Raw genomic sequence first — 25706 nt, 5'->3', positions numbered from 1 at the left:
CTCGATGCGGTAAAAAAGGGGTGATTATCGCCACTGTCTGGCAGGGCGACAAGATTTAATTGGCAATCGTGTGGGCGATGATTGGCCCGACGATGGCGCAGATCAATAAGGCGCTTTCGCTCATCTCAATGCCTGCACCGAGGCAATCGCCAGTCACGCCGCCCAGCTTGTGTTTTAACCAGCTTCGATACACAACAATGACCGCTAAACCCAGAACCAACCATGGGCTCAACCATACCGAAAGCCCTAGCAAGCACAGCCACCAGCTCCAGCCCAGATAAGGTGTTTTTTTCCAACCAAATTGCTCCGCCATCCCCGGCGCCAGTGCTGGCAAGGTTTGCCAGCTATATACACCGCTGCGCGCCCAAGCCGGAATCAGCAAAATCGCCCACCATGCGTGGCTACGGATACAGAGCATCAGCAAAATCAGTTTGAGTATTGTTTGCATGATGAGCGATAGCACACCAAAGCTACCGAGATGCGGGTCTTTCAATACCGCCAGAAATCGCGCTGGGTCACGATGAGATGCGCCAAGCCCATCGGCCATATCGGCCAAACCATCCAAATGCAAACCACCCGTGACCCAGACCCACAATAACAAACTCAATACCGCGGCCAGCCAAGGCTCTTGCTGTAAACCATACGCAGGTATCAGGAGCAAACCGCCAACAATCAGCCCCACCATTGGAAACCAGCCTACTGATTTAGCCAGTAGGCTTGGCTCAAAGTGCTGAATTTGCGGCGTAGGTAAGCGAGTGAGAAATTGGATCGCTAGCACTGGCAAGCGCCAATCGAAGATGGAACGCATCAATCGGCAGCCAAAGTGTTTGAAAGCTCAAGCAGCATGGGCGGGTAGTGTTCATCCCACCACAGCGTCACCGAGCCCGCCGTTGCCAGCCAAAATTGCTGATGACGCTCTGCCGGCAGGCCAAACGCGGCGAGTAAAATGGCTTTGATCGTACCCTGATGGGCGATCAGTACCCGATGCTCTGCTTCGCCTTGTGAAAACCAACTATCGAGCGCACTGATGACGCGATGCTGAAATTGCAACCAATTTTCTCCCGCTGGGAGTGGCGACAGCTGAGGATTGGCTTGCCAGGCATCCCAATGGGTATGGTCTTCTGAAGTCCATTCAGACTTGGCTTTGCCATCAATACTCCCAAGGTGTATTTCTTGAAAGCCATGGTCGAGATGGAGTGGTACTTGCAGCTGCTGGGCGCAATCGAGCGCAAAATCTGCACAGCGTGCCAGTGTAGAGCTGGCAATCGCGTCAACAGGTTGGGCTGAGAGCATTTGCCAGCGTGCGAGCATTTGCGCCCGCCCTAAGCTGGAAAGCGGTGGATTGCTTTGGCCAAAGACTGCATTTTGCGCGCTTTCGGCTTCACCATGTCGAATCAGCGTTAAACGAAACGGCATATCACTCCATATTGCTGGCGGCCACGCCAGCTTCAGCAAAGGTCGCCATTTCACCGTGCAACGCAAGCGCACTTTGCAGCAGCGGTACACACAGCGCAGCGCCGCTGGCTTCACCTAGGCGCAAACCCAGATCGAGCAGTGGCTCAAGTTCTAAAGCCTGCAAGGCTAGGCGGTGGCCTTGTTCTTGTGATGCGTGGCTGGCAATCAGCCATTGACCAATCGCCGCATCGTGTTTAACCGCGACTAGTGCGGCGGCTGTAGTGATAAAACCATCCAGCAGCGCTGGAACGCCCGCAGCCGCCGCGCCCGCATAAAAACCCGCCAAAGCCGCGATTTCAAAACCGCCCACTTCACGTAGCCAATCTTGTGCGCTATTGGCGCCTGAAGCCGTGGCGCGAGCGATTGCATCATTAACAACTTGGACTTTCAATGCGCGCGAAGCGGGGTTGATGCCAGTGCCCAAACCCACGATGTCTTCGGCAGCATGTCCTGTGAGTGCGCAGATCAAAGCCGCCGCCGCAGTCGTATTGGCGATGCCCATTTCACCTGCAATCAGCAAGGTTTTACCTGCTTTGGCCGCCTCTTGAGCGATGCTAAAACCAATTTGCCAGGCTTTTTGACATTGCGCCTCGCTCATGGCTGGCGCATGACGCAAATTCGCCGTGCCATTGGCAATCGGCGTGCGAAATAACTTGGCGATGCTTTGGCTGTTATTGGGATAATCATTGGCTACGCCGACATCAATAATCGCCAGCGAAATTTGATGTTGGCGTGCCAGCACATTAATGGCTGCGCCGCCATTGAGAAAGTTAATTACCATCTGGGCGGTGACTTCAGCAGGAAATGCCGAAACCCCTTCCGTCGCCACGCCATGATCTGCGGCGAAAATCGCCAGCATCGGTTTGAGGCGCATCGGCGTCGGGCTGGGCAAACGGGCGGCCAGCCAGATGGCCAAGTCTTCGAGACGGCCTAAGCTACCCGCAGGTTTGGTGAGTTGACTTTGGCGCTCGCGCGCAGCTTGGGCCAAGGCCGCTTGAGGTTGGGGCATGGGGATCATCGTGTGGAAACAATAAGCCCCGACTTTAGCCCCAAGCGTAGTGGTGGGCAAATGGATTTTTATAATGTCGCGTTGGCTACGTCGTCTTCGAGCTGGTAAACGTGAATACGATCGATGCCCAATTGCATGGCGCGTTGCAAGGCCGTATCAGCGGCCAGCAATAAATCTTCGATGCTTTCGGTTTCGGTTTCCAGCGTGGCGAGGCCAATCGTGACCGAAATAGTCAGCTGGAGTTGATTGGGGAGCGCAATAGCGCTTTGTTTGACCTTATGACGTAAGCGTTCCGCCACCACAATGGCGCCCGCTTGGTCGGTATTGGGCAAGACTAGGACGATTTCTTCGCCGGAAAAACGCCCCGCCAAGTCAAAATCGCGGATCGATTCATTCACGGCATGCGCCACATGCTGTAGCGCCAAATCGCCTGCTTGATGGCCGTATTGGTGATTGATTTTGGCGCAATAATCCAGGTCGACGATCAAGGCGGAGACTTTTATATTCCCGCGCTGCGCACGATTAATTTCATGCTCGGCCAGATCGAGTAAATGATGGCGTTGATAAAGCCCCGTCAGTTGATCCGTGAGCGAGCCATTGGCCAATTGCTGTCGCAATTGTCGTATTTGTTGCCATTGCCATAGGATGCCAGCAACTAGCGCAAGAATCAGTATGATCAGCATGAAAAGCCCCGAGCCGTTGGGTTTACTTTTTATCCTAGCAGGCGAAAATAAAACTGCCGCGTATCCATCTCGAATACCGCTAAAAAGTTATAAAAATGTTATTTATTTCAATTGGCTAGTCGATTTTAGGGCGCAGACTTAGGTAATTAATCTGTAGTTTGAATAATGAATAGGGCTTTTTCGCTTGGGCGTAGAGCCTGTTAGAATGTGCTAATGAAGACTAAACCGACCATTCAGAAAATTCTTATCGTACGCATGTCGTCGATGGGAGACGTGATTCATCAGTGGCCCGCGATCACTGATCTGGCACGCGTTTACCCTGATGCCGCCATTGATTGGGTGGTGGAGGAGGGGTTCGCCGAGTTGCCCCGCCTGCACCCTGCGATTCGCCGAGTGATCCCCGTGGCTTTGCGTCGCTGGCGCAAATCGATCTGGGCGTCCCCTACGCACATGCAATGGCAGACATTTAAGACCGAGCTGCGAGCCTGCCGTTATGATTTGGTGCTGGATGCCCAAGGTTTAATCAAAAGTGCGGCAATTGCCCGTCTGGCCTGCGGCCCTGTCGCTGGCTTTGATCGCAAATCGATCCGCGAGCCGCTGGCTAGCTTGAGTTACTGCCGTAAATACAGGGTGAGCAAATCCTTGCACGCGATTGATCGCAATCGCCAGCTTAGCGCCGCAGCATTAGATTACAAACTGCAAGGCCCCATTGATTATGGCCTACAAGTGCCAGAGCTAGATTTGCCGTGGCTGCCTGATTCACCGTACGCCGTCTGCCTGACTGCGACCAGCCGCGCCGATAAAGAATGGGCCGAGGCCAATTGGATATTGCTCGGACAAAGGCTATTGGCGCAGGGGATTCGACCCGTTTTCCCTTGGGGTAGCGCTACTGAGCGCGCTCGTGCCGAGCGACTGGCCGCGGCCTTGCCGGCGGCCATGGTGGCGCCAAAACTCAGTCTGAGCGAGGCGGCGTCTTTGCTGGCTAAAAGCAAAATCGTGATTGGTGTTGATACAGGCTTGGTGCACTTGGCTGCTGCGGTGGCCGTACCGACTGTGGCGATTTTTTGCGCATCAGATCCAGAGCTAACCGGGATACGGGCGAGCAGTTATGCGGTTAATTTGGGGCAACGCGGGCAGGCGCCGAGTGTTGATGCTGTCTGGGATGCTGTACAGATGGGTTGGCGCGCATAAATGGCGGCGCTGATTTATCGCATTGCGCTGTGGCTCGCCTTTCCGCTGATCTGGCTGTATTTGCTCAAACGTGCGCGTAAGCAGCCAGCCTATCGGCAAAATTGGTCTGAGCGCCTTGGGTATTACTCTGTAGATCAATTTGGAGAAGGCTTAGGTGGTAATACCCAACCAATTTGGCTGCATGCGGTATCGGTTGGGGAGATGCGTGCCGCCCAACCCATCGTATTGGCCTTGCATCAACAATATCCTGATACGCCTTTATTGCTGACCTGCATGACGCCGACGGGTCGCACCACTGCGCATGAGTTATTTGGTAAGTCTTCAGGCATTAATGCGACGATTGTTTTTCTGCCCTACGATTATCCTTCAGCAATACGTCGATTTTTGCGTACCTTCCAGCCGCGGCTAGGCTTGGTCATTGATACCGAGATTTGGCCAAATTGCATCATGCAATGCCAGCAAGCGAACGTGCCGCTGGTGCTGGCTAATGCACGCCTATCGCAAAAGTCGCTCAATGGTTATCTGAAATTCGCTCCTCTATTTCGCCAAGTGATGCCGCAATTTGCCGCTGTGTTGGCACAATCGCCGCAAGATGCCGACCGTTTGCAGCAGTTGGGCGCAAAAGACGTGCATATTATGGGGAATGTAAAGTTTGACAACCAGCTTGACCCTTTGCTGATTGAACGCGGTCAAGCGTGGAAAAAAGTACTGGCGCGCAAGATTATCCTGCTCGCCTCCAGTCGCGATGGTGAAGAGGCGCTGGTGCTGAACGCATTGGGCGATTTGTCTGCCGATACACTGCTCATTATTGTGCCACGCCATCCGCAGCGCTTTGATGCTGTCGCGACTTTGCTTGAGTCACGTGGCTTGACCTATTTGCGCCGTAGCCAGTGGCAGGGCGAGGCTAGCAATGTGCAGGTGCTGCTGGGCGACAGCATGGGTGAAATGGTTGCGTGGTATAGCGCCGCCGATGTCACCATCATGGGCGGATCGCTGCTGAAATTCGGTAGCCAAAATCTGATCGAAGCGGCTGCCTGCGGCTGTCCAGTACTGATTGGACCTTCTACATTTAACTTCGCCCAAGCCTCAGCTGAGGCGATCGCAGTAGGTGCTGCTTGGCAGGGAGAAGATGCTGACTCCGTTTGCTCAGAGGCGCTACGCGTGCTCCATGATGACGCCAGATGCCAGCAAATGGGCTTGGCCGGCGTGGCATTTAGCCAAGCGCATCGCGGAGCGACGGCGAGATTACTTGATCGGCTCAAAATTTGGCTGGATTAAAAGTGCAGCTATTGAATTTAGCAAACCCAGGCTGATGATCTGAAATTGAACTGCAGTCAGAGCGAATGCTTAGCATTAGTCTGGATTAGGGGCATTTGATAAACAACGGGGCGCATGCGCCCCGTTTTTATTTACTCATTAGGCTGCGGTTGGATAATCGGTGTATCCCACTGCATCGGCGGTGTAAAACGTATTTGCATCTGGCTGCGCCAGCGGCAGCTGGTTTTTGAGGCGATGGACCAAATCAGGGTTGCTAATGAAGGGGCGACCAAAGGCGATTAGGTCGCCGCGATTTTCGGCGAGTACCGCCTCAGCCGCCTCGACGGTTTCAAAGCCGCCGGAAGCGATGAATGCGCCTTTGAATGTTGCTCGTAGTTGCGCCTTGAACGCCGCAGGTACTTCTGGCGCACCCATCGCAGAATGGTCAACGAGGTGGACGTACACCAAGCCAAGATCGGAAAGGGCTTTGACTAAATCCAGATATTGCGCTTCCACGCCATCAAATGCGCCGGTGCTATTGAATACGCCATAGGGTGAAATGCGCATACCGACGCGGTCGGCACCAATGGCATCGACGCAGGCTTTGGCGACTTCTAATGCAAAACGATTGCGCGCAGCGGCGCTGCCACCATAGCCGTCGGTGCGACTGTTGACGTTGGCGTTCAGAAACTGCTCGATTAAGTAGCCATTCGCGCCGTGCAATTCAATGCCATCAAAGCCCGCTTCGACGGCCAGCTTAGCGGCCTGGGCATACTCAGCTACGACCTCAGTAATCTCACTTTCAGTGAGGGCATGAGGCTGTGCATGAGCTTGCATGCCGGCTGCATCAGTATACATCTCGCCGGGGCAGTTTTCAGACGTTGGGCCTACCGCGCGTGCGCCTGCTGGTAGATTAGCTGCGCCGGTGACGCGACCGCAGTGCATAAATTGGATAAAGATTTTCGCGCCGCCTTGGTGGGCCGCGTCGGTGGCCAGTTTCCAGCCGGCAACTTGTTCGGCGTTATAAAGGCCAGGGATGCGGGCGTAGCCGATGCCGTCGGGTGAGGGCGATGTGCCTTCGGTAATGATTAGGCCCGCATTGGCGCGCTGACCATAATATTGCGCAACCAGTTCATTCGGCGTGTTATTCACGACAGCGCGACAGCGCGTCATGGGTGCCATCACCGTGCGGTTTTGTAGCGACAAAGGGCCGAGCTTGAATGAGTCAAATAACATGATGCTTCCTGTCTGGTTGAGGGGGTAAATCATTAAATGCGTGCTGCATACTTCGATTGCAAGTGAGCCGCTGCTGTATTCATGATTGCGCGGTATCGGCTTGAGTGATTTTGGCTAAAACGCCCAACACTTGTTTAAAACCTGATTCTGCTTGTGGGCCACATTGGGCAAATACCCTGTCGAGTATAGTTCGTTGAGCACCAGATAATGATTCTTCTAGCTCTATACCCTCCTCAGTGAGCGCCAGGCATTTTACTCGCTTGTCGATTTCAGAGGGGCTGGCGGTGATCAGGCCCGCTTCTTGCAATTGGCGCAGCGGGGCGTTGAGTGCCTGTTTGCTCACGCCGAGTTTGGCGAGCAATTGATTAACCGATAAGCCACCCTGTCGGCCTACAAAATACAAAATGCGGTGATGGACACGCGCCAAACCGCGCTCGGCCAAGATTGCGTCGGGTTGGGCGGTAAATCCTTTGTAGCCATAAAACAGCAACTCAAGTGCGCAATTGAGCTCGTATTCGGTATGTGCGCCAGATGGATGAGCGGTATGGTCAAGCATATTGACGTATATCCTCGTTGCGTTAATATAGGTCTATATTGTTGACCTATTTGGGGTGGCCATGTTTGCCAATCGAATTGAACGCTTAAAGCCTTCACTGGTTAGAGAAATTCTAGCTGCCGCACAGGCTCCTGGGGTAATTTCTTTTGCCGGTGGTTTGCCAGCGGCAGAAACCTTGTTTCAGCCCCAACTGGATCAATGGCAAGCACCTAGCCATATTTGGCAATATGGCCCATCTGAGGGTGAAGCCGATTTGCGCGAGCTGGTGGCGGCACGCGCCAAGGCGATGGGCTTGGATTGCAGGCCTGAGCAGGTATTGATCCTGAATGGCTCGCAGCAAGGCATCGATTTGGTCGCCAAACTCTGGGTCGATGAAGGCACGCGCATTTTGTGCGAATCGCCAACCTATCTGGCTGCTTTGCAGGTGTTTGAGCTATTTGGTGCGCAATTTATCACTGGTGAGCAAGATGCAATTGGCTTAACGCCAGCGGCCATTGCCGAAAATGAGGCTCGTTTTGCGTATCTGATCCCGACTTTCCAAAATCCAACTGGGGCATGTTATGGCTTGCCGCAGCGTCAGGTGCTGGCTGAAGCCTTGGATGCAAAAGGCATGCCCGTGTTTGAGGATGATCCTTATCGTGATCTGGCTTTTGATGGCGTGGCCCCTGCGCCCTTGGTATCGCACCTGAAGTCGGCGCGCTGGGTGTATCAGGGCTCATTTTCCAAAACCCTCGCGCCCGGTTTGCGTTTGGGTTATCTGATTGCGCATCCTGATTTGATCGTGCCGTTAACGCGATTAAAACAAGCCGCCGATTTGCACAGCAATCGTTTGAGTCAGGCGATAGTGGCTGAGGTGTTGCGCTCTGGGCAATTGGATGAACATGTGGCCCATATTCTGCCTAGTTATCGTGCGAAGCGCGATGCAATGCATGCGGCTTTGAGTCAGCATTTGGCGGATCGGGCGTCGTGGATTAAGCCTGCAGGGGGCTTGTTTTTTTGGCTGCATTTGCACCGCCAGCAAGATACGCTGGCCTTGATGCAACAAGGCTTGGCGCAGAATCTGGCGGTGATGCCGGGCGTGCCGTTTTATCCGAATGGCAAGGGTGCGAGTGCTTTGCGGCTCAATTTTAGCCATAGCTCAATTGGGCAAATCGAAGAAGGCGTGCGGCGTTTGGCGGGATTGTTGCGCTAACAAAAAAAGGCGGGAAAACCCCGCCTATTTCAAGTACTACAGCGCGTTTGAATTATTTGAATAATTCTTCGATGGCTTTTTCGCCATTATAGGCTGCGCCGCGATGGCCTGAGCGGCGTAGCGCATTCGCCCATTCTTCGACAATCGGCTTTAGATCGTCGGCATTGCGCACTGATTGCAGCATGATGCCGAGTTTTTCTTCCCAGTTTTGCCCGAGAAATTCTTGCGTTACCGACAAGATCACCTTGCGTGCTTCATTGAGCTGTTCGCTATTGCGACGGGGTGGCGGTGGCGCGATGGTTGTTGGGCCAGAAAATTGAATTTGATCGAGTTTCTTTTGCGCGCTATTGCGGGCGATTAGACCGAGGTCTTGTAGCTTTTTCAGCGTTAGCAAGACTTCCTGCCCCGGCAGCATGGCCACTAACATTGCCGAGCTGCGCTGGCCGTCGATCATAAATAGCAATTGGCGCTCTTTTTGCCCGATTAGGCCGCTGCGTGTTTGCAGCTCTTTGAGCCCCGCCTCAGTTTTAGTAAAAATCAATTGATCCATCGCGCATCTCTTTGATTTAGTTATATGTGCATGTATAAGGGAAAACTAATGTAGTGGCAATATTAAAACTACATGATTGGCAAAAATAATACAAAAATTGCTACGCTGACGTTGTTTATAAGCGATTGATAATAAAAGAAAAATCACCTTGGTGTTGGTGGCGGTGTGACGGGGTATATTGCTATCAGCAAATAAAATTGGTAGTTGGAGGGCGATACTTCTAGGGGTAGCTGTAAAACGATCAGTTTTTTCTTTGCAGGCAATGGATCAACAGCCCCAGCATAATCAACGCCGTACCATACAATTCGCGCGGATGGAGTACTTCATGATTCAGCCAGCTACCCAGCCAGAGCGAGGTGGCGGGGGTGATTAGCGAAATCAGCGCCACGCTAATAGGGCGACATTCGCGAATCAGCCAATAGTACAGGCCAAAGGCCAGCACGGAGCCAATGCTGGCTAGATACAGAATGGCGAGCAGTGCCTTGGTTGGAATCTGCGCGGGCATCGTTGCGCCGGAGATCAACCAGAACAAAGTCGTCAGGAAGGCGCAGATCAGTAGCGCGCCGGTATTGACCGCCATGGCCGATTGCGTGCTGGCATAACGTTTGAGCAATACTGCGGCGCCCGATTGCAAGGCCATGCCCAAGATCAAGGCCAGCATGCTTGGTAAGCCACTTGGGGCCAAATTGAGGTTTTGGCCGAAGATCAGCGCCAAGCCGAGCAAACTAACCGCAATTGCCAGCAATTCACTCCGTCGCATGCTACTGCCTAGCCATAGGCTGGCATAAAACCCCGTCGCCAGTGGTGCCAAGCCATAGAGCACGGCGATCAAGCCCGAAGCCATATATTGCGCGGCCCAGAATGAGCACAACATTGACAGTGAAGTCGCGACGCCCGCAATGGTATAGGCGCGCAAGTGAGCGCGATCGAAAGGCAAGCTCTGACGGCGCCAGTGCTGTATGCCTAGCGCGAGTAACGCCGCCAGCACAAAGCGCAGCATCAGCGCCAAGCTAAACGACAAGCCTGTTACGCCCCATTTAATGGCCAGCGCCGTGGTGGACCAAACGGCGATTAACAGCAGGTAAGCAGGAACAACGGGGCGGGTCATGGTTTGCGCATGACGCGTTTTACTTCTACCACGGGGTCAGCTTTGGGGGGCAAATCACTCAGCGAGAAAATGCGTTTTAATTGCTGATTTTGCCAGTCAAAAACATCAAAAGTGAGATAGCCGCCACTGCCAGCGCTGCGGATTACGACGACGACTTCACCAATACCATCGCCATTGCCATCGATATTAAATACCCGCTCAACCACGCCTTCGCGCGCGACTATCAGCCCTGTAATAAAGTCATCCAAGGGGAAGTCAGGATTGTGCCCGCCATAGAGCCGAATGCTATAGCTGCCGATGCTGCGCGGCTCGTTTTCGCCTTCTGCTACTTGCAGCACACTGTGATTGTCGGGCAAGTTAATTTGCTGCAAAAACCGATAATCTTTGGCCCAAATACTCTGGCTCAGCAGTACGGCCACTAGACTTAAAAGCAGGCGATACATCAATGTCCTCCTACGATACCGATGGTCAAGCCACCCGAATCAAATACAAAATAGCCCGCGCTACTCGCCGCGATCAGGCCGATGATCATCAGCACCGACAAGACCGTTTCGGTTTGTGCATCGATCAATGGGCCGCTTGGTTTGGATGGCGGGGGTAAATAACGCTTGGCAATCTGGGCGATCGAGAGCGAATACGCATTGGCGCTGCCATCACAATTGAGGCGTACCTCGTCGGCGGCGAGACTGGTTTCGAGTGCTGCGCTGGAAATCAGGCCATGTTGCGTATCGATATACTGCTTGAGCGAGACAAAGGCCTTTTGGCAGGCGGGTGTAATGCTGATGTCGTTGGCCATTGTTGTGCTAAAGCACAGCGCCAAGATCAAGCCCCAAAACCATCGTGTTATCTTTGCGCCGCGCATTGCATTGTCCTCACCACAAGCTCCACAGCATCTTGCTGGCCAGAATAATCAGCAGGGCGGCGAAGCATTTTTTCAGTGTAGGCACTGGGAGGCGATGCGCCACTGCTGCGCCGACTTTGGCCATGGGAAAGCTGGCAAGTACAATGCCGAGTAGTGCAGGTATATAAACATAGCCCAATGAGTAATTAGGTAAGCTGGCAATACCCCAGCCGCTGGCAATGTAGCCTGCCGCACCGGCCAGCGCAATGGGTACGCCGATCGCCGATGATGTGCCGATCGCAGTTTTGACGGGGACATTGCAGGCGCTTAAAAATGGCACCGATAAAGACCCGCCACCAATGCCTACCCAGCTCGACAACACGCCGATCACACCGCCTACCGAGAGCATCCCGCTGCGCGCGGGCAATTGGCGCGAGGGTTTGGGCTTTAAATCCAGCAGCATTTGCGCCGCGACGACGTAGGCAAAGACAACAAAAATCCATTGCAAGCCACGGGTAGAGATCAGCCCGGCAATTTGGGCGCCAATAAATGTGCCCGCAATAATGCCCGGCGTGATTTGCCGCACGATATCCCAGCGCACCGCCCCTTTCGCATGGTGGGCACGCACGCTGGCGATGCCGGTAAACATAATCGTCGCCAAGCTCGTACCCAATGCTAAATGCTGCTGGTGCTCGGGCAAAATACCCGCGAGGTGAAACACCGCCAACAGGGCGGGCACAATCACCAAGCCACCGCCAACGCCCAACAGCCCAGCGAGAAAACCAGCAATTAATCCCACCGCCAAGCAAGCGGCAATCATCGTCATCATGCGAGTAAATCCTGAATAAAGCGCCATTCGGCGGGTGAGACGGGGGTAATCGACAGCCGCGAGCCTTTTTGCAGTACCAGCATCTCGGCCAGCTCAGGGTATTGCCGCATTTCGCTCAGCGACAATAGCCGCGTTTTACGCACATATTCGACATCGACCTGCATCCAGCGCGGTTTTTCCAGCGTGGCTTTGGCGTCGAAATATTTGGAGTTAGGATCAAATTGCGTCGGGTCGGGGTAGCTGCTGCTGGCCACGCGGGCAAAGCCAGCCACGCCCGGCTGCTCGCACGAAGAATGATAAAACAGCACGCCATCGCCCACTTGCTGGGTATCGCGCATAAAGTTACGTGCCTGATAGTTTCTCACGCCATACCACCCCACGGTATTTCGGGCGGCCAGATCGTCGATTGACACATCATCGGGCTCGGATTTCATTAGCCAGTATTGCATATGGTCTTGTCAGCAAGCATGTAGAGCGAATCAATCTGCCTAGCGTCGGCGGTAAAGTCAAGCTAGTGACGCGGTATAATGTCTAGTCTCTTGACCTAATTCGTAAAAATCATGACTCAGCTAGCCTTGGTGCAATTAATGTTGGACAGCTATCGCCGTCTAGTGGGGCGCGAGCTGCTGCCTGCCGATTGGCCGCTTGAGCAAGCGGCGCACTGGCTGCAATTTGAAGCGCCATTTTGCGTGCTGGCACATGAGGCCAGTAGCGACCCGCGTTTTATTTTTGCCAATACGACGGCACAACGCTGTTTTGAATACAGTGCAGCCGAGCTGATCGGCCTGCCATCGCGCCTCTCGGCTGAAGCGCCCAATCGCCAAGAGCGCCAGCAATTACTCGATACGGTCAGCCGTCAGGGTTATGCCACTGGCTATCGCGGGCTGCGTATTGCCAAATCAGGGCGGCGCTTCTGGATCGAAAATGTGACGGTGTGGAATCTGATTGACGATACGGGCGTGTGCCATGGGCAGGCCGCGACTTATGAAAAATGGCAGGATGCTTAAAGCGCCGGAGCAAATCATCGCCCCACTCATCCGCTTTGATTGATAAAAAATGCCAAGTCAATTGACTTGGCATTTTGTTTGCCACTCGGTATTTACAACTCAATATTGATTGGCTTGTGTACCAAACCGATCTTTCCACAGCAAGGTTGAGGGGCGGCACTGATCGCCATTGCATAGCCAAACGCTGAGCATATGCCCAGCCGCTTTGTCAGCCGCGATGGTGGTCCAGCCGATCACGTCGCCACCGCGCGCCGAGCCGAATTGGCCAACGATAGTACCTTCGGCAACACTGCAACTACCATCGGCATTGCGCGGAATAATCGGCGGGGGTGGTGGCGCAACCGCAGGAACGGGCATCAAGTACGGACCTTGCTGGGTAGCCACTGTTTTACCATCGATATGCACTTCCCAACGCTCGATCACTGGTGGAATGGCCGAAGCGGGGCGTTCACCCTCGGTGGTCATGGTTGCGCTGCATGAGGCGGTGGCACGGTACACATATGAAACGGGGTAAATGTACGAGCCAACGGGCACCGTGATATTGAGCGAGCCATCGTTTTGGCGAGTGACATTCACTTTGAATTGCGGTGGACGAGATTTTGGGATGGGCGCTACACCTTTGTCTTCCCAAGGGCTGCCAGCCAGACCGGGTTGATTATTTTGTGTCCACCATTTGGCTTGATACAGGCGGCCATCAAAGGTGGCCTGATCGCCGCCGTTGTATGCTTTGCTGCTGCTCCACGCTTGTGGGCCTGATAGCGCAGTTTGCTCTTCCCACGCGCCCCATGGCTGGCCTGGTTTTTCGTTTTGCGTCCACCATTTGGCTTTGTATGTCACGCCTTCCGAGCTAACCAGATCGCCGGTGTTATAGACCTTGGCCGCGTCCCAAGCGGGGGCGCTGGTGTTTTGTGTGCCATACACCCGATCCGTTTCGGCATCGTTTAGCGCTGGCATTGTTGCCTGAAAGCCGTAACGCGCCGGTGTTGGGCACGCGCCGCTGGTCACGGGCGGAATGTAGGGGTAGTTGGGATCTAAATCAGGGTAAGTGAGCGGGAGTTTGCCATCCAGACCTGTTGGCATTTGCGGTAAGGTCGGATTAGGGTTTGGCGAGCAGGCCAGCGCGGTTTGCGCCGCCAAGCCCACGCCAAACCCAAGGGCGAGTAGCGTGATTTTCATAGTCTTTCCATCCATCATTATTGTGAAGCTCTTTGGCTATTGGTGCCAAAAAGGCTGCAAGCAGCCAGATGAATATCGACAATCGAATCAGCAAAGTCAAGATAGGCTAAGTCTATGTTGCGATTTGGAAAAATTTGATTTGCGGTGCGTTAGCGCATCGCGCTGATGAGCTCAGCGCAAATAACGCAGTAGCCTTCCCCGATACGCACTGCCATCGTTCAGTGGTGCGGTAATTATGGTTTCGCTCATCTCAAACCCGCGCTCGCTCATCTGGCGATTAAACGCACTGCGGTTGCCGCGGTTGGGGTCGATAATGAGCACTTCGCAAACAGGTGCGGCGTGCATCTCGATAAATTCGGCCAGCGCAATTGGCTGGTCACGCTCGTACAGCACATCGCTGCCGATAATCAGATCAAACTCGCCCAAGTCCAGATTGCTGCGCCCCCAGTTGCCGGTGCAATATTTCAGTGTTGGCATGGCGTTCAGTAGTGTATTTTCATTCAGAAAAGTTTCGGTCAGCGGGTGACAATCGCTGGCGGTGATGTCGCCGAGGCGGCGGTGAATCACCAAGCTGGCCAGCGCCAAGCCACAACCAATTTCTAAAATGCGCCGCTCGCCCAGTGCATAGTCCTGCATTAAATCGGCCATTTTTTGCGCCGATGGCCAAACTTGCCCAAACAGCGACCAACACGCTTCCGACACGCCCGCCGCCTCAGCAATACCGAGCGGGTCGTAAAACTGCTGTTTATCGAGCAAAGAGCGAACGTGCAGGTCGGCGCCACCGGCCACGGCTACGTGCTGGTGTTTGATGGCATAGCCAAGATTCGGGGTAGACATAAAAGCCTTGATGCAGATGCGGGCGAGGAACGCTTCTCGATCTGCCAAGGCGCTAAAGAGCTAGCGAGCTGAGAGGACGATTAGAATATTCGGCGGGCAGGAGCGGAGGTGGAAGATGCAGCGATAGTAACACCGAGCAGGTGCTGAGCCGTAGTGTGAATTATGGTGTAATGGGTATATCTGTGCGGATCAATATAATCGATGGCTTGGCTGACATACGTTGGGTGGGTATTGGTTGTTATCGAATCCAATGTGCTTACTTGTTCTGCTTGAAATCGCAGTATTCAGTGTTTGGTATAAGGGAGGCTCATAGCAATCAGAACTTGAAATTGAAAATGAATCATTATTTTTGGTGTGCAAGATGAGCATTTCATTTTGCAGACGGAAAAAACCATTCAATTTAATTCTTTCTATTGATTCAATATTTTTGCTCTCAATTTTCCAGTGCGTGGCATGGCCCATGCTTAACCAAACAGCATCGTCATCAACGCTGATGGTGATTGGGTTTGCTAAACGATAGCGACTATTTCGCGCGGCATACAAGAGTAGCGCGTGCAGCACAAATGAGATGCCTGCCACCCAAACGCCAAAGAAGGAATACGCCAACAATGTCACGGCGGGGAGCAGGAGCCACTGCCGCGAAAATAAGCCTTTCCCAGGTCGCCCGATCATGGCATTATGTGTTATCTTATTGTTTTATATAACTAATAGACTATGAATCCGACCCTCCCTATATTCCAAATCAATCTATAAAATCCAGCAGTTACTTCATTCTCTTGAATTTCGTTCCCGCCACCGTCAACGCCCGCAAGATTTCACTCGCAACACCACTTTTACCTTTCCACGCGTAGCGGGCATTTTGCTCGCTGGACTTCAGCAATCTTTGCAAGTCGAAGTCGATCAGTTCTTTGATCATTTGGATCTGCCTGATGGCCGTTTACCCAATGACGACGCCTTTCGAATGGCGCGTAAGAAGCTCAAAGAGTCTGCTTATATCGAGCTGCGCGACCAAATCAACCATGATTTACCAAGCGATTTGGCTCAACGTTGGCATAGCTGGAGAATCATTGCCGCCGACTCAACCACTTTGTATTTGCCCAACCATGCAGATATTCGCAAGCCTGAACACTTCAATGTTTATGATGGCGCAAATGCGCCCCCTTATTCCTTGGCACGTGCTGCCGCCTTGTGCGAAACCAGTACTGGATTGATTCTGTGTGCGGATCTTGATGCCGATCGCGTCAGCGAGCGTGAGCTGCTGCTCCGGCAGTTACCCATCCTCAAACAAGACGATTTATTGGTGCTTGATCGAGGCTATCCTGCGCATTGGCTGTTTGCCTTGCTGCTTGAACGCCAACAAGCGTTTTGTATGCGACTCTATAGCTCGTCCTACAATCCACTGGTCACCGCCTTTGCGCGCTCAGATCGGATGAGCGAAGTCATCACCATTACACCTAATCGAGCGCAATATAAGTCCTTCAATACTCATGGTATTGCCATTAAACCCTTTAAAATCAGGCTGGTTAAGGTGATACTTCAGTCGGGTATGATCGAAATACTGGCCACATCGCTCTTAAATGAAGTGCAGTATCCTCACGCGGAATTTGCCGCGCTCTATCACCGTCGTTGGCGAATTGAAGAGGCATTCCGCAATCTCAAGTGCCGCTTAAAGCTGGAACAATTTGGTGGTGAAACCCCACTGGCTGTACGACAGGAGTTTCATGCCGCCATTTTGTTACATAATCTGGCGAGTCTAGCTTGTGAAGATGCATTGCGAGCATTGCCTGCAGAGCAGCAGGCCTTATTTCATGCCAATTTAAGTTACGCCGCTTCGCAACTGCGACACCAGTTGCCTCGCTTGTTGAGTGACCCTAAGCGGTTTGGTGCCTTGTTCGATAAAATAATTGTCTTATTAATCAAGCAAGTCGAACGATTACGCCCCGATAGATCTGGCCCCCCACGCAATCCAAGTCGCATTAAGCCTCGCTATCACCGAGCCTACAAGTGATTGAATATGAAAGAATTAGCTTATTTTCGCGGCAGTGGGAGCAGGAGCAGGCATTCGAGCCCCAAAATCAAGGCTGATTTTGGGGGTGCGATTCGGGTGATACGGATTACTTCGCCAGCCACTTCGCTGCTTCAATCGCGTAGTAAGTCAAAATCGCATCGGCGCCGGCGCGTTTGAACGCGAGCAGGCTTTCCATTACTACTGCTTCTTCATTCAGCCAGCCATTTTGCGCTGCGGCTTTGAGCATCGCGTATTCGCCTGAGACTTGATACACGAAAGTCGGCGCAGCGAATTCGTCTTTCACGCGGCGCACGATATCTAAGTAAGGCATACCCGGTTTCACCATCACCATATCGGCACCCTCGGCCAGATCGAGGCCGACTTCGTGCAGCGCTTCGTTGCTATTGGCAGGGTCCATTTGGTAAGTGTATTTATTGCCTTTGCCCAGATTGACGGCCGAGCCCACCGCATCGCGGAATGGGCCGTAGAAGGCGCTGGCGTATTTGGCCGAGTAGGCGAGGATGCGGGTGTGGATGTGATTGTCGCGATCGAGCGCGGCGCGAATCGCGGCGACGCGGCCGTCCATCATATCGGATGGCGCCACAATATCCGCGCCAGCGGCGGCATGGCTGGCGGCTTGGCGCACCAGTGCGGCGATGGTTTCGTCGTTCAGCACATAGCCATTGTCATCAATAATGCCGTCTTGGCCATGCGTGGTGTACGGGTCAAGCGCCACGTCGGTGATGATGCCCAGCTCAGGAAAGCGCATTTTAAGCGCTTCGACGGTGCGCGGTACGAGGCCACGCTGATTCCACGCTTCACGCGCGTCCAAGGTTTTGAGTTGGGATTCGATCACCGGAAACAGCGCCAGCGCGGGGATGCCGAGTTGGACGGCTTCTTCGGCGACGGCAAACAGTTTATCCATACTCATGCGTTGCACGCCCGGCATCGAGGCGATGTCTTCGACCCGGTTGCTGCCATCCAGCACAAAAACCGGCAGGATCAGATCGCTGGCGGTGAGCGTGTTTTCGCGCATTAGGCGACGCGAAAAGTCATCACGGCGCATCCGGCGCAGGCGGGTCGTGGGGAAGGGGCGATTGTTGTGCATGAGAAATCCCGTGGATGGCCACCCTTGCTCTTGTGGGGCAAGACCAGCTTGGTTGATCGTAAGGCTCAATTTTAGCCTGATTTGCGCCGCTTTCGGCGCAAAAAAAGCCGCCTGGCAGTTGCCAAGGCGGCGCTTGAGCTCTGCCTCAATGGGTGAGGCAGAGTGAGTGATGAACACGAAGCTAGCGATGTTTAGCCATTGCTGCTGGTATGCTCCGGGGTGGTATTGATCAAATGAGTATTCTGGCTCTGGCTTAGCGACAGATACCGCTCATATTGCTTCAATACATCGGCGATTAACTCTTCGGTGCGCATGTATTCAATGTCGTAGCCGCGACGGCCATCAGCAAAGAAAGTCACCGGCTCGTAGGTATATTGCCGCTCGCTGGCGGGCAAATTCGCATCGCGCAGAGCAAAGCTGGCTACTGGGCGTGCATGCGCATGTACGCCGTAGATAAAGTCACGCAGATTTGGCTGCGGTACGCACAGCGAAATGCCACCATCGTCATGCGTTTCAACTCGCGCTTTGCAGCCGCGTTGCTGCATTTCAATGGCCACTTCATGCAGGGCAGGCGTCACTGTATCGCGAATAAAGCTGGCGACGTCTTCTTGGCTTGGCTGATGCAAAATCTGCTCCAGACGTTGCTTCCAGTGCTGGCCACTCCAGAATGTGCTGGCTGGGGTGAATTTTTGCTGCGAGTGGCGCTGGTCAGCCACCAAGCCGCGCCAGAGTGAAAACGCGAGCAAAATCATAATCACGGTAAATGGCAGTGCCGCGATCAGCGTCATCGTCATCAAGGCTTTCTGTCCACCTGCGCTGAGTAGGGTTCCTGCGGTTAGACCGAGTAAAATCGCCCAGAATAAGCGTTGCCAGATGGGGGAGTTGGCTGGGTCTTTCGACGACAAGCCATCGAGCATCAAGGCACCCGAATCCGCGGATGTAACGAAAAACACCAAAATCAGCATCATCGAAATAATCGAGGCGATATTCGAAAATGGCAGGTACGAGAAGAAGCTAAATAGCAGCGCATCCACATTGCCAGCGGTCGCCGCCAGCGCGCCGTGGGCCACGTTCATATCCAGCCAGATCACGCTATTGCCAAACACCGTCATCCAGATGAAGGTGAAAATACTCGGGATGATAATCACGCCGGTTATAAATTCCCGAATCGTTCGGCCGCGAGAAATACGGGCAATAAATAAGCCCACAAACGGTGACCACGAAATCCACCATGCCCAATATAGGATGGTCCAGCCGCTTAACCAGCCTTCACTCTGCGTTGGGGTATAGGTAAAGCCACGGAAGGTGAGATTCAAAAATTGGCTCAGATAATTGCCGACATTGTCACCAAAGGCACCGAGCAAGAATAAGGTGGGTCCTGCAAATAGGACGAACAACAGCAATATCACGGCCAGCAGCAGGTTTAATTCTGAGAGTCGACGTACCCCTTTGCCTAGGCCGGTTGAGGCTGAAATACCCGCCAAAAAAATCACGGTCGCAATCAGAGCCAATTGCACTGACAATCCGCTGGTGTCCCAACCTGTGAGTTGATGAATGCCAGCCGCGAGTTGCACCGAGCCCAAACCAACCGACGGTGCCAGCCCAAAGAGGGTGCAACACAGAGCGAATACATTGATGGTATGTCCCGCAGGGCCATTCACACGCTCGCGTAGCAGCGGATACAATCCAGAGCTCAGCGTCAGCGGTAGATTATAGCGAAAGCCAAAATAAGCCAGCACCAATCCGACCAAGCCATAAATCGCCCAGGCATGAAAACCCCAGTGCAAAAAGGTGCTGGTCATCGCTTCACTGGCGCCAGCCAAAGTTTGCCCTTGGGCTAGTGGCGGATTGACATAGTGTTGTAAAGGCTCACCGACACCGTAATACATCAAGCCGATACCCATCCCTGCGGCAAACAACATGGCCAGCCATGAGCCCAGACTAAATTCAGGCTCGGCGTCATCGGCACCAAGGCGGATTTTGCCGTAATCGCTGATCGCCAGTCCGATCAGGAACAGGAAAAAGCCGGATACCGCCAGAATATAAAACCAAGAAAAATGCACCGTAATCCAGCTTTGGGCGGCGACGAAATTCGTTTCGGCCACTTGCGGGGCCAGAGTAGTGAAGGCAATTAAGGCAATGATCAGAACAAGGCTCGGGATCAGCACCGGCATACTAAAGGTATGCCGTGGCTTGGCGGTGTGGGTCATATTGAGCTCCGGTTGAAAGCTCCTCTGAATAATGATGCTGGTAGATGGTATTGAACGAGGAGCTCGATGGATCAGAGCGGTAAGCAGCCAAACGACTGCTTCCGCGATCTGTAAGTATATCCTAAGGAGTTATGAGGGCAACCCCAACAATGTCACAATCGGGAATATTGCACAGAATGTGTACTAGCCATATCGAGTTAAGCCTAAGTGTTCGGTTGGAATTTCAGGACGTTGCCCACTGATAAGATCGGCAAGCACTTTGGCCGAGCCACACGCCATCGTCCAGCCCAGCGTACCGTGTCCGGTGTTGAGCCATAGGTTATTGATGGGCGTTGCGCCAATGATCGGCGTGCCATCGGGCGTCATCGGGCGCAAACCAGTCCACGCGCTAGCGGTAGTCAGATCGCCCGCGTGTGGAAATAAATCGTGCGCGACCATTTTGAGTGTTGCCACGCGTTTGGGGTCTAGCGTTTTGTCATAACCCGCCAGCTCGGCCATGCCACCGACCCGCAGGCGCAGATCAAAGCGGGTCAGGGCGATTTTGTAGGTTTCATCCATCACCGTCGAGCGCGGCGCTAAATCGGCTTGCTCTTTGGCGGCGGCGCTCAGTGGCACGGTAATCGAATAGCCTTTCACTGGATAAACGGGCAAATCAAGGCCGATCAATTGCCCCAGCTGGCGAGATGCACAACCTGCCGCCAGCACGATGGCATCGGCGTTTAAGGTTTCACCCGATAGCTGCACCGACTGAATCAGACCATATTTGACGGGCAAGCCCAATACATCTACGCCATAGCGAAACACCACACCGAGTTGCGCCGCCAGATCGGCCAATTGCTGGGTAAACAGCTGGCAATCGCCAGTTTCATCATTGGGTAAGCGCAGCGCGCCGACCAATTGATCGGCGATATGCGCCAAGGCGGGCTCTGTGCGGGCGATGCCGTTGGCGTCGAGTAACTCATGCGCAACGCCCATCTTGGCCAGCAAGTCGGCATCGCGGCGGCCATTTTCTAATTGCTTGGCCTGACGGAAAATTTGCAGTGTGCCCAAGCTGCGCCCTTCGTATTCAATACCGGTGTCGGCGCGAAGTTGCTTGAGCTGATCGCGGCTGTATTCAGCCAGCGGCACCATGCGGTTTTTATTGCGCTGATAGGCTTCAATCGTGCAATTGGCGAGCATTTTCGCCATCCATTGCCATTGAAACGGATCATTTTTCGGTCGCACACGGAGCGGGCCGTGCTCCTGCATCAGCCATTTCATTGCCTTCATCGGCACGCCCGGCGCCGCCCACGGCGCTGCGTAGCCGGGGGAGATTTGCCCTGCGTTGGCAAAACTGGTTTCTTGCGCTGGGGCGGGGTGATGCTCTAGCACCGTCACCTGATGGCCAGCTCGCTGCAGATAGTAGGCGCTCGTGACGCCAATCACCCCAGCGCCGATGATTATGATCCGCATCGCTTTATCCTTTTGCTGATCAAACTAGCTTAGCTGGCGAAGTTAAATTTCGCGATGCGGGGAATCTACTATGCGGGGGTATTGCTTTGTAGTTCTTTTATATAGATGACTTCATGGCAATACTTGGTGTTGTATCTCTATGGGGTTTGAATTCCGCTCCAAGTGAAAGCGCATCATCATTTGCTGTGTAATGGATTGAATAGATTGGCTAGTTCTTGCGTTTAATGACTACTAAATAACCGGCGTGTAATTATTGATGTCTTGGGTATGTGCCATAACATTAATGATTGATTTGATTGTGACGCTATACGTGACTAGGTATGTGGATTGAACATTGCTGCGATGCGCTAAGTGAAAATCATTGCCTTTAATATGTTACACAACTAAAAACAGATATATGTGACAGAGCAAAGCCGCTATACAATCGCTGGGTGTTATTGATTTCAAAAGGAAAACCGATGTTGCGTACCTTAGTGTTAGTCGTCAGTTTATTATTGGCCCCATTGGGTTTTGCCGCCGATGCGGATGCCGCCAAAACGGTATTGAAAATTGCGGGGAAAGTGACTCAAGAGCAAGCGTTATCGATTGCTGATTTGGATAAATTGCCACAAAAAAAACTGACCGTGCCTACCCCTTGGTATCCAGAGCCGCAAACTTTTGAAGGCCCATTGCTACGTGATGTGATCAAACTGGCAGGCATTAAAGCGGGTACGCTCAAAATGACGGCTTTAAATGACTATACGATTGAGATTCCGGTGAGCGATGCGCAGAGTTACGATGTCATTGTGGCCAGCAAACTCAATGGCAAACCGATGGCCATTCGTGAAAAAGGCCCATTGTTTGTGATTTATCCTTTTGATTCAAAAGAAGAGCTGCGCAAAACAGAATACTACCGCCGGTGTATCTGGCAGCTTAAACAGATCGTTGCGGAATAATCGATGTCACGGCGTTTTTTGCTGATTTTGCTGACGATCAGCGCGGTATTGCTGACCAATTTTAGCCTGATCGTCTATTTCGAGCAGCAGCAAAAGGCCGAGTTAACCCGCCAATCAGAGCAGGGCATTGATAATCAGCTGTGGCAGATTTTTCAGCTGGGCAGCGAGTTTCAGCGTTTGCGCGAGGCGACAACGGCGCATCGCTTTGATGATTTAACGCTGCGCTTTGATATTTTTTATAGCCGCGTCAAAGGGATTGAAGGCGGCTCTACCCGTGATCTATTCCCCGATCCGCAATTACGCAGTGCCATGACCGCGCCTTTGCATCGCTTTATTGCCGAAGCAGATCAATTGCTACGCCAAAGCGAGCTCAGTGCTGCGCAGTGGAAAACGATGCAGGCGCTCGTATTGCAGCAGCAAGACCATATTGATGAGCTGATTCAATCGGCGCGGCTGCAATTTGCCAATAATAGTGAGGCCAAGAAAAACCGACTGGCTCGGCTGGGTTTTTTCCGCGTGGCTTTGTCGGGGTTGCAGATTATTTTATTGCTGCTGTTTGCGGGCTTGGGCTTGTCGGTGCTGTGGCGTAGCGAAAAGCAGCGCAAAGAGTTGGTTGCGCTTAATTTTTCTTTATCCGATGCGCGCCAGTTGGCTGAGGCGGCCAATGCGACTAAAAGTCGTTTTTTGGCGCACATCAGCCATGAAATCCGCACGCCATTGACGTCTATTTTGGGTTACACCGAGCGCTTGCGGCAAAGTTTGGGTTTGAGTGATGGGCAAAAAAAGCAGCTCGGTCATATCGCGCATTCGGGGCAACATTTGCTCAGCCTGCTCAATCATGTGCTGGATTTATCCAAATCCGAAAGTGGCAAGCTTGAGCTGATCACCGAAACAATCAGCTTGCCGCAGCTTAAACTCGAATTAGACAGCATGTTTGCTTTGATGGCGCAGGAAAAAAAACTGCGGCTAGAGATTCAATTGGCACCTGACTTACCCGAATTTATTATGCTCGATGGTGGCAAGCTGCGGCAGATCTTGATTAATTTGATCGGCAATAGCATGAAGTTTACCGAGCAGGGCGGGGTGACGGTACACATCTCAAAGCAGGGTGAGGCCGAGCTATTCGAGCTAAAAGCGCGAGTGAAGGATACCGGCTGCGGGATCGCCGAGCATGAATTAGCCCATTTATTTCATCCATTTGAGCAAACCGAAAGCGGTAAGCATATTGGTGGAACAGGGCTTGGCTTGGCGCTGAGCCGAGATTATGCGCGTTTGATGGGCGGTGAGCTGGTAGCGCAAAGTCAGTTTGGTTTTGGTTGTGAGTTCACACTGACCGTACCGACCAAGGTCGCCGCGCCGCCCCAGTTGGCGACGCGGCCAGCCCCGGTAAACTATGCTGCTTCAGCGTTGGGCAAGACGATTTTGGTGGTGGAAGACCAGATCGTCAATCGCGATTTATTGTGCGAAATACTTGAAGAAGCAGGTGCTTTGACGCTGGCAGCAGAAGATGGGCTAGCTGCAATCAAGATGGTGGCAGCGCATCCTGAAATTGAACGGATTTTGATGGATTACCAGATGCCAGGCCTTGATGGCCTGAGTACTACCGCGCAATTGCGTGATTTGGGTTTTAATAAACCGATTTATTTAATTTCCGCCTCCCCTGAGCACGAGTTACGACTACTACCGCAATTTAAATTGCTCGACGGCTATTTGAGCAAACCCTATCAAGCACAGGAATTACTCGAATTACTGGGCTTGAATGTTGCCGCTGCAGCGATCGATGCGGGAGATACTTCGATTGCGCTGATGGATGCCGCTTTGGCGCAGGCTAGGCTGGGGTTTAGCGAAGCACGTTTTGCTGAGTTGGCACTCAAAGGCTTTATTCGTTTGCAGGGATTGGAGTTGGATTTTCTGGCCGCACTGCACGATGCCGATATCGAGGCCGCGCAAAGGCACGCGCACAGCGCCAAGGGTATCGCTTCGCAATTGGGGGCCATGGCTTTGGCGCAACAATGGACTTTGCTCGAAGTTAATCCTCAACTGCAAAATCCGACACTGTCGCAATTGAGCGACTTACGCGAGCAGAGTCTGGCCGCGCTCAATAAAAAAACCGAACTTTAAAGTTCGGTCAGGCTGCTGACAAGCTGGAAAACCACATTTTTCAAGTCTCGGCAAAGCCGAGCCTCAGAAATTAGGCGTTGAATCTGCTGCCTTGATGTTTTATTCCCACCCCCCGTCCCCTCCTTGAGGGGCGCCTCGCTTCGCGAGTGGGGGTTGCCATCAATCTGACCGAACCTTCAAGTTCGGTCTTTTTGAAAGTTAGAGCAGACTTAGGCCATGGCTGGCAAGCTGTAACCTTCGATTTTTGCATCAGCCACCAAGGCTGCGAGGTAGTCGTGCATCAATTTGCGACCCGCCATATCGGTCAGGAATGCTTGCAGACGCTCTTTCACTTCATCAAAGCTTACTTTGTCGCCATTGCTGCGCTCATTCACTTGAATGATGTGGTAGCCAAATTGTGTTTCAACCAGGCTAGGTGTGATTTGACCTGCTTCGGTGCTAAATACCGCAGCTTCAAATTCAGGCACCATTTGACCACGGCCAAATTGACCCAAGCTGCCGCCTTGTTTGCCTGATGGGCAAGTTGAGTGTTCGCTCGCCAAGGCTGCAAAACGCGCTGGATTGGCTTGCACTTCAGCCAATACGCCTTCCGCTTTTGATTTGGCTAAGCTAGCTGCCAGACCTTCGCCCAGTGGGAACAAAATGTGGCTAGCTACAGCCATTTCGCCGCGGGTGAAGCTTTCTGGGTTTTCATCGTAGAAAGCTTGGCAAGCGGCATCATCCGCTTCTGGAACTTTGATTTCTTGTTCGAGCAAAGCACCGATCGCTTCTTCAGGCGTTGCTGATTGGATGCCCGCCGCATTGGCCTTTTGCAGCAGCAATTCACGCAGGATCAACTCCTGGATTGCGGCGTCACGCGCGCTTGGCGCTTGGGCATGGTTGGCTTGCTCGCCTGCGATCATTTCTTCGCTGATTTCAACGCCGTTTACGATAATTGCCATGAGT

25 protein-coding genes and 1 pseudogene are annotated in these 25706 nt (G+C 53.0%); 7 read left to right on the top strand and 19 right to left on the bottom strand.

Going from position 1 to position 25706, the window contains the following annotated elements:
• Window positions 1-55: 55 nt before the first annotated feature.
• The 4 genes from cobS to HQ393_RS11910 form a co-directional block, all read right to left on the bottom strand.
• Window positions 56-808, bottom strand: a complete 753-nt coding sequence (gene cobS, locus HQ393_RS11925) for an adenosylcobinamide-GDP ribazoletransferase (RefSeq protein ID WP_179355388.1) — start codon at window positions 806-808, stop codon at window positions 56-58.
• On the bottom strand, window positions 808-1416 hold the full coding sequence (locus HQ393_RS11920) for a histidine phosphatase family protein (protein ID WP_179355387.1): 609 nt from the start codon (window positions 1414-1416) through the stop codon (window positions 808-810). The genes cobS and HQ393_RS11920 overlap by 1 nt, the downstream gene beginning before the upstream one ends.
• A gap of 1 nt (window position 1417) precedes the next feature.
• On the bottom strand, window positions 1418-2464 hold the full coding sequence (cobT, locus tag HQ393_RS11915; protein ID WP_246307885.1) for a nicotinate-nucleotide--dimethylbenzimidazole phosphoribosyltransferase: 1047 nt from the start codon (window positions 2462-2464) through the stop codon (window positions 1418-1420).
• Between the two features lie 68 nt (window positions 2465-2532).
• The gene (locus HQ393_RS11910) at window positions 2533-3147 is read right to left on the bottom strand and encodes a diguanylate cyclase (protein WP_179355385.1); all 615 of its coding nucleotides are present in this window, start codon (window positions 3145-3147) and stop codon (window positions 2533-2535) included.
• Between the two features lie 213 nt (window positions 3148-3360).
• On the opposite strand from HQ393_RS11910, the gene waaC reads away from it, so the two are divergent.
• Window positions 3361-4338: a lipopolysaccharide heptosyltransferase I gene (gene waaC, locus HQ393_RS11905; protein WP_179355384.1), complete on the top strand. Its 978-nt coding sequence runs from the start codon at window positions 3361-3363 to the stop codon at window positions 4336-4338.
• Window positions 4339-5616, top strand: a complete 1278-nt coding sequence (gene waaA, locus HQ393_RS11900) for a lipid IV(A) 3-deoxy-D-manno-octulosonic acid transferase (RefSeq protein ID WP_179355383.1) — start codon at window positions 4339-4341, stop codon at window positions 5614-5616.
• Window positions 5617-5754: 138 nt separating this feature from the next.
• Here waaA and HQ393_RS11895 read toward each other — a convergent pair whose 3' ends face one another.
• The gene (locus tag HQ393_RS11895) at window positions 5755-6831 is read right to left on the bottom strand and encodes an alkene reductase (RefSeq protein WP_179355382.1); all 1077 of its coding nucleotides are present in this window, start codon (window positions 6829-6831) and stop codon (window positions 5755-5757) included.
• A gap of 79 nt (window positions 6832-6910) precedes the next feature.
• Entirely contained in the window at window positions 6911-7387 is a 477-nt protein-coding gene (locus HQ393_RS11890; protein ID WP_179355381.1) for a MarR family winged helix-turn-helix transcriptional regulator, read from the bottom strand.
• A 61-nt stretch (window positions 7388-7448) separates the two neighbouring features.
• Here HQ393_RS11890 and HQ393_RS11885 point away from each other — a divergent pair, with 61 nt between their 5' ends.
• The gene (locus HQ393_RS11885; RefSeq protein WP_179355380.1) at window positions 7449-8579 is read left to right on the top strand and encodes an aminotransferase-like domain-containing protein; all 1131 of its coding nucleotides are present in this window, start codon (window positions 7449-7451) and stop codon (window positions 8577-8579) included.
• A gap of 52 nt (window positions 8580-8631) precedes the next feature.
• Here the strand turns inward: HQ393_RS11885 and HQ393_RS11880 are convergent, their stop codons facing one another.
• The 6 genes from HQ393_RS11880 to HQ393_RS11855 all read right to left on the bottom strand — a co-directional run bounded on the left by HQ393_RS11880 (window position 8632) and on the right by HQ393_RS11855 (window position 12356).
• Window positions 8632-9129 carry a hypothetical protein gene (locus HQ393_RS11880; RefSeq protein ID WP_179355379.1) on the bottom strand — a complete coding sequence of 166 codons (498 nt, stop codon included), beginning with the start codon at window positions 9127-9129 and terminating at the stop codon, window positions 8632-8634.
• A 241-nt stretch (window positions 9130-9370) separates the two neighbouring features.
• Window positions 9371-10237 (bottom strand): DMT family transporter, encoded by an 867-nt coding sequence (locus HQ393_RS11875; RefSeq protein WP_179355378.1) that lies wholly within the window; start codon window positions 10235-10237, stop codon window positions 9371-9373.
• Window positions 10234-10680: a PliI family lysozyme inhibitor of I-type lysozyme gene (locus HQ393_RS11870; protein ID WP_179355377.1), complete on the bottom strand. Its 447-nt coding sequence runs from the start codon at window positions 10678-10680 to the stop codon at window positions 10234-10236. Before HQ393_RS11870 ends, HQ393_RS11875 begins: the two co-directional genes overlap by 4 nt.
• Entirely contained in the window at window positions 10680-11099 is a 420-nt protein-coding gene (locus HQ393_RS11865; protein WP_179355376.1) for a hypothetical protein, read from the bottom strand. Before HQ393_RS11865 ends, HQ393_RS11870 begins: the two co-directional genes overlap by 1 nt.
• Before the next feature lie 10 nt (window positions 11100-11109).
• Window positions 11110-11907, bottom strand: coding sequence for a sulfite exporter TauE/SafE family protein (locus tag HQ393_RS11860; protein WP_179355375.1), 798 nt, complete (start codon window positions 11905-11907; stop codon window positions 11110-11112).
• Complete coding sequence (locus HQ393_RS11855) at window positions 11904-12356, bottom strand: EVE domain-containing protein (protein ID WP_179355374.1); 453 nt, start codon at window positions 12354-12356, stop codon at window positions 11904-11906. The genes HQ393_RS11860 and HQ393_RS11855 overlap by 4 nt, the downstream gene beginning before the upstream one ends.
• 111 nt (window positions 12357-12467) lie before the next feature.
• Here HQ393_RS11855 and HQ393_RS11850 point away from each other — a divergent pair, with 111 nt between their 5' ends.
• The gene (locus HQ393_RS11850; RefSeq protein WP_179355373.1) at window positions 12468-12914 is read left to right on the top strand and encodes an MEKHLA domain-containing protein; all 447 of its coding nucleotides are present in this window, start codon (window positions 12468-12470) and stop codon (window positions 12912-12914) included.
• 99 nt (window positions 12915-13013) lie between these two features.
• Here the strand turns inward: HQ393_RS11850 and HQ393_RS11845 are convergent, their stop codons facing one another.
• The 3 genes from HQ393_RS11845 to HQ393_RS11835 all read right to left on the bottom strand — a co-directional run bounded on the left by HQ393_RS11845 (window position 13014) and on the right by HQ393_RS11835 (window position 15506).
• Entirely contained in the window at window positions 13014-14090 is a 1077-nt protein-coding gene (locus HQ393_RS11845) for a carbohydrate-binding protein (protein ID WP_218871147.1), read from the bottom strand.
• Between the two features lie 171 nt (window positions 14091-14261).
• Window positions 14262-14927 (bottom strand): class I SAM-dependent methyltransferase, encoded by a 666-nt coding sequence (locus HQ393_RS11840; protein WP_179355371.1) that lies wholly within the window; start codon window positions 14925-14927, stop codon window positions 14262-14264.
• A gap of 189 nt (window positions 14928-15116) precedes the next feature.
• Entirely contained in the window at window positions 15117-15506 is a 390-nt protein-coding gene (locus HQ393_RS11835) for a hypothetical protein (RefSeq protein WP_179355370.1), read from the bottom strand.
• A gap of 139 nt (window positions 15507-15645) precedes the next feature.
• Here HQ393_RS11835 and HQ393_RS11830 point away from each other — a divergent pair, with 139 nt between their 5' ends.
• Window positions 15646-16935: an IS4 family transposase gene (locus tag HQ393_RS11830; RefSeq protein WP_179358367.1), complete on the top strand. Its 1290-nt coding sequence runs from the start codon at window positions 15646-15648 to the stop codon at window positions 16933-16935.
• 106 nt (window positions 16936-17041) lie between these two features.
• Here the strand turns inward: HQ393_RS11830 and hemB are convergent, their stop codons facing one another.
• From hemB to HQ393_RS11815, 3 genes and pseudogenes are all read right to left on the bottom strand, one after another.
• Entirely contained in the window at window positions 17042-18043 is a 1002-nt protein-coding gene (gene hemB, locus HQ393_RS11825; RefSeq protein ID WP_179355369.1) for a porphobilinogen synthase, read from the bottom strand.
• A gap of 191 nt (window positions 18044-18234) precedes the next feature.
• Window positions 18235-20253 carry a BCCT family transporter gene (locus HQ393_RS11820; protein ID WP_179355368.1) on the bottom strand — a complete coding sequence of 673 codons (2019 nt, stop codon included), beginning with the start codon at window positions 20251-20253 and terminating at the stop codon, window positions 18235-18237.
• A gap of 183 nt (window positions 20254-20436) precedes the next feature.
• A pseudogene (locus HQ393_RS11815) lies at window positions 20437-21708 on the bottom strand (D-amino acid dehydrogenase); the annotation flags it as partial.
• Between the two features lie 455 nt (window positions 21709-22163).
• On the opposite strand from HQ393_RS11815, the gene HQ393_RS11810 reads away from it, so the two are divergent.
• Window positions 22164-22640, top strand: a complete 477-nt coding sequence (locus HQ393_RS11810) for a putative pterin-binding protein (protein ID WP_179355366.1) — start codon at window positions 22164-22166, stop codon at window positions 22638-22640.
• Window positions 22641-22643: 3 nt separating this feature from the next.
• Window positions 22644-24761, top strand: coding sequence for an ATP-binding protein (locus HQ393_RS11805; protein ID WP_179355365.1), 2118 nt, complete (start codon window positions 22644-22646; stop codon window positions 24759-24761).
• 209 nt (window positions 24762-24970) lie between these two features.
• On the opposite strand, the gene HQ393_RS17930 is transcribed toward HQ393_RS11805, so the two are convergent.
• The gene (locus HQ393_RS17930) at window positions 24971-25702 is read right to left on the bottom strand and encodes a peptidylprolyl isomerase (RefSeq protein ID WP_179355364.1); all 732 of its coding nucleotides are present in this window, start codon (window positions 25700-25702) and stop codon (window positions 24971-24973) included.
• Window positions 25703-25706: the final 4 nt, after the last annotated feature.

Source organism: Chitinibacter bivalviorum (genome assembly GCF_013403565.1).
Classification (GTDB): domain Bacteria; phylum Pseudomonadota; class Gammaproteobacteria; order Burkholderiales; family Chitinibacteraceae; genus Chitinibacter; species Chitinibacter bivalviorum.
The sequence above is the reverse complement of the archived record's forward strand: the minus strand, read 5'-3'. Positions and strand labels throughout refer to the sequence as shown.

Bases quoted from the DNA above. Each gene is read 5' to 3' on its own strand.
- waaC (WP_179355384.1), top strand. From the start codon at position 3,361: ATGAAGACTAAACCGACCATTCAGAAAATTCTTATCGTACGCATGTCG.
- HQ393_RS11865 (WP_179355376.1), bottom strand. From the start codon at position 11,099: ATGCGCGGCGCAAAGATAACACGATGGTTTTGGGGCTTGATCTTGGCG.
- hemB (WP_179355369.1), bottom strand. From the start codon at position 18,043: ATGCACAACAATCGCCCCTTCCCCACGACCCGCCTGCGCCGGATGCGC.
- HQ393_RS11910 (WP_179355385.1), bottom strand. From the start codon at position 3,147: ATGCTGATCATACTGATTCTTGCGCTAGTTGCTGGCATCCTATGGCAA.
- HQ393_RS11880 (WP_179355379.1), bottom strand. From the start codon at position 9,129: ATGGATCAATTGATTTTTACTAAAACTGAGGCGGGGCTCAAAGAGCTG.
- HQ393_RS11840 (WP_179355371.1), bottom strand. From the start codon at position 14,927: ATGTCTACCCCGAATCTTGGCTATGCCATCAAACACCAGCACGTAGCC.
- HQ393_RS11895 (WP_179355382.1), bottom strand. From the start codon at position 6,831: ATGTTATTTGACTCATTCAAGCTCGGCCCTTTGTCGCTACAAAACCGC.
- HQ393_RS11810 (WP_179355366.1), top strand. From the start codon at position 22,164: ATGTTGCGTACCTTAGTGTTAGTCGTCAGTTTATTATTGGCCCCATTG.
- cobT (WP_246307885.1), bottom strand. From the start codon at position 2,464: ATGCCCCAACCTCAAGCGGCCTTGGCCCAAGCTGCGCGCGAGCGCCAA.
- HQ393_RS17930 (WP_179355364.1), bottom strand. From the start codon at position 25,702: ATGGCAATTATCGTAAACGGCGTTGAAATCAGCGAAGAAATGATCGCA.
- HQ393_RS11850 (WP_179355373.1), top strand. From the start codon at position 12,468: ATGACTCAGCTAGCCTTGGTGCAATTAATGTTGGACAGCTATCGCCGT.
- HQ393_RS11805 (WP_179355365.1), top strand. From the start codon at position 22,644: ATGTCACGGCGTTTTTTGCTGATTTTGCTGACGATCAGCGCGGTATTG.
- HQ393_RS11875 (WP_179355378.1), bottom strand. From the start codon at position 10,237: ATGACCCGCCCCGTTGTTCCTGCTTACCTGCTGTTAATCGCCGTTTGG.
- cobS (WP_179355388.1), bottom strand. From the start codon at position 808: ATGCGTTCCATCTTCGATTGGCGCTTGCCAGTGCTAGCGATCCAATTT.
- waaA (WP_179355383.1), top strand. From the start codon at position 4,339: ATGGCGGCGCTGATTTATCGCATTGCGCTGTGGCTCGCCTTTCCGCTG.
- HQ393_RS11890 (WP_179355381.1), bottom strand. From the start codon at position 7,387: ATGCTTGACCATACCGCTCATCCATCTGGCGCACATACCGAATACGAG.
- HQ393_RS11860 (WP_179355375.1), bottom strand. From the start codon at position 11,907: ATGATGACGATGATTGCCGCTTGCTTGGCGGTGGGATTAATTGCTGGT.
- HQ393_RS11855 (WP_179355374.1), bottom strand. From the start codon at position 12,356: ATGCAATACTGGCTAATGAAATCCGAGCCCGATGATGTGTCAATCGAC.
- HQ393_RS11920 (WP_179355387.1), bottom strand. From the start codon at position 1,416: ATGCCGTTTCGTTTAACGCTGATTCGACATGGTGAAGCCGAAAGCGCG.
- HQ393_RS11885 (WP_179355380.1), top strand. From the start codon at position 7,449: ATGTTTGCCAATCGAATTGAACGCTTAAAGCCTTCACTGGTTAGAGAA.
- HQ393_RS11845 (WP_218871147.1), bottom strand. From the start codon at position 14,090: ATGAAAATCACGCTACTCGCCCTTGGGTTTGGCGTGGGCTTGGCGGCG.
- HQ393_RS11820 (WP_179355368.1), bottom strand. From the start codon at position 20,253: ATGACCCACACCGCCAAGCCACGGCATACCTTTAGTATGCCGGTGCTG.
- HQ393_RS11870 (WP_179355377.1), bottom strand. From the start codon at position 10,680: ATGTATCGCCTGCTTTTAAGTCTAGTGGCCGTACTGCTGAGCCAGAGT.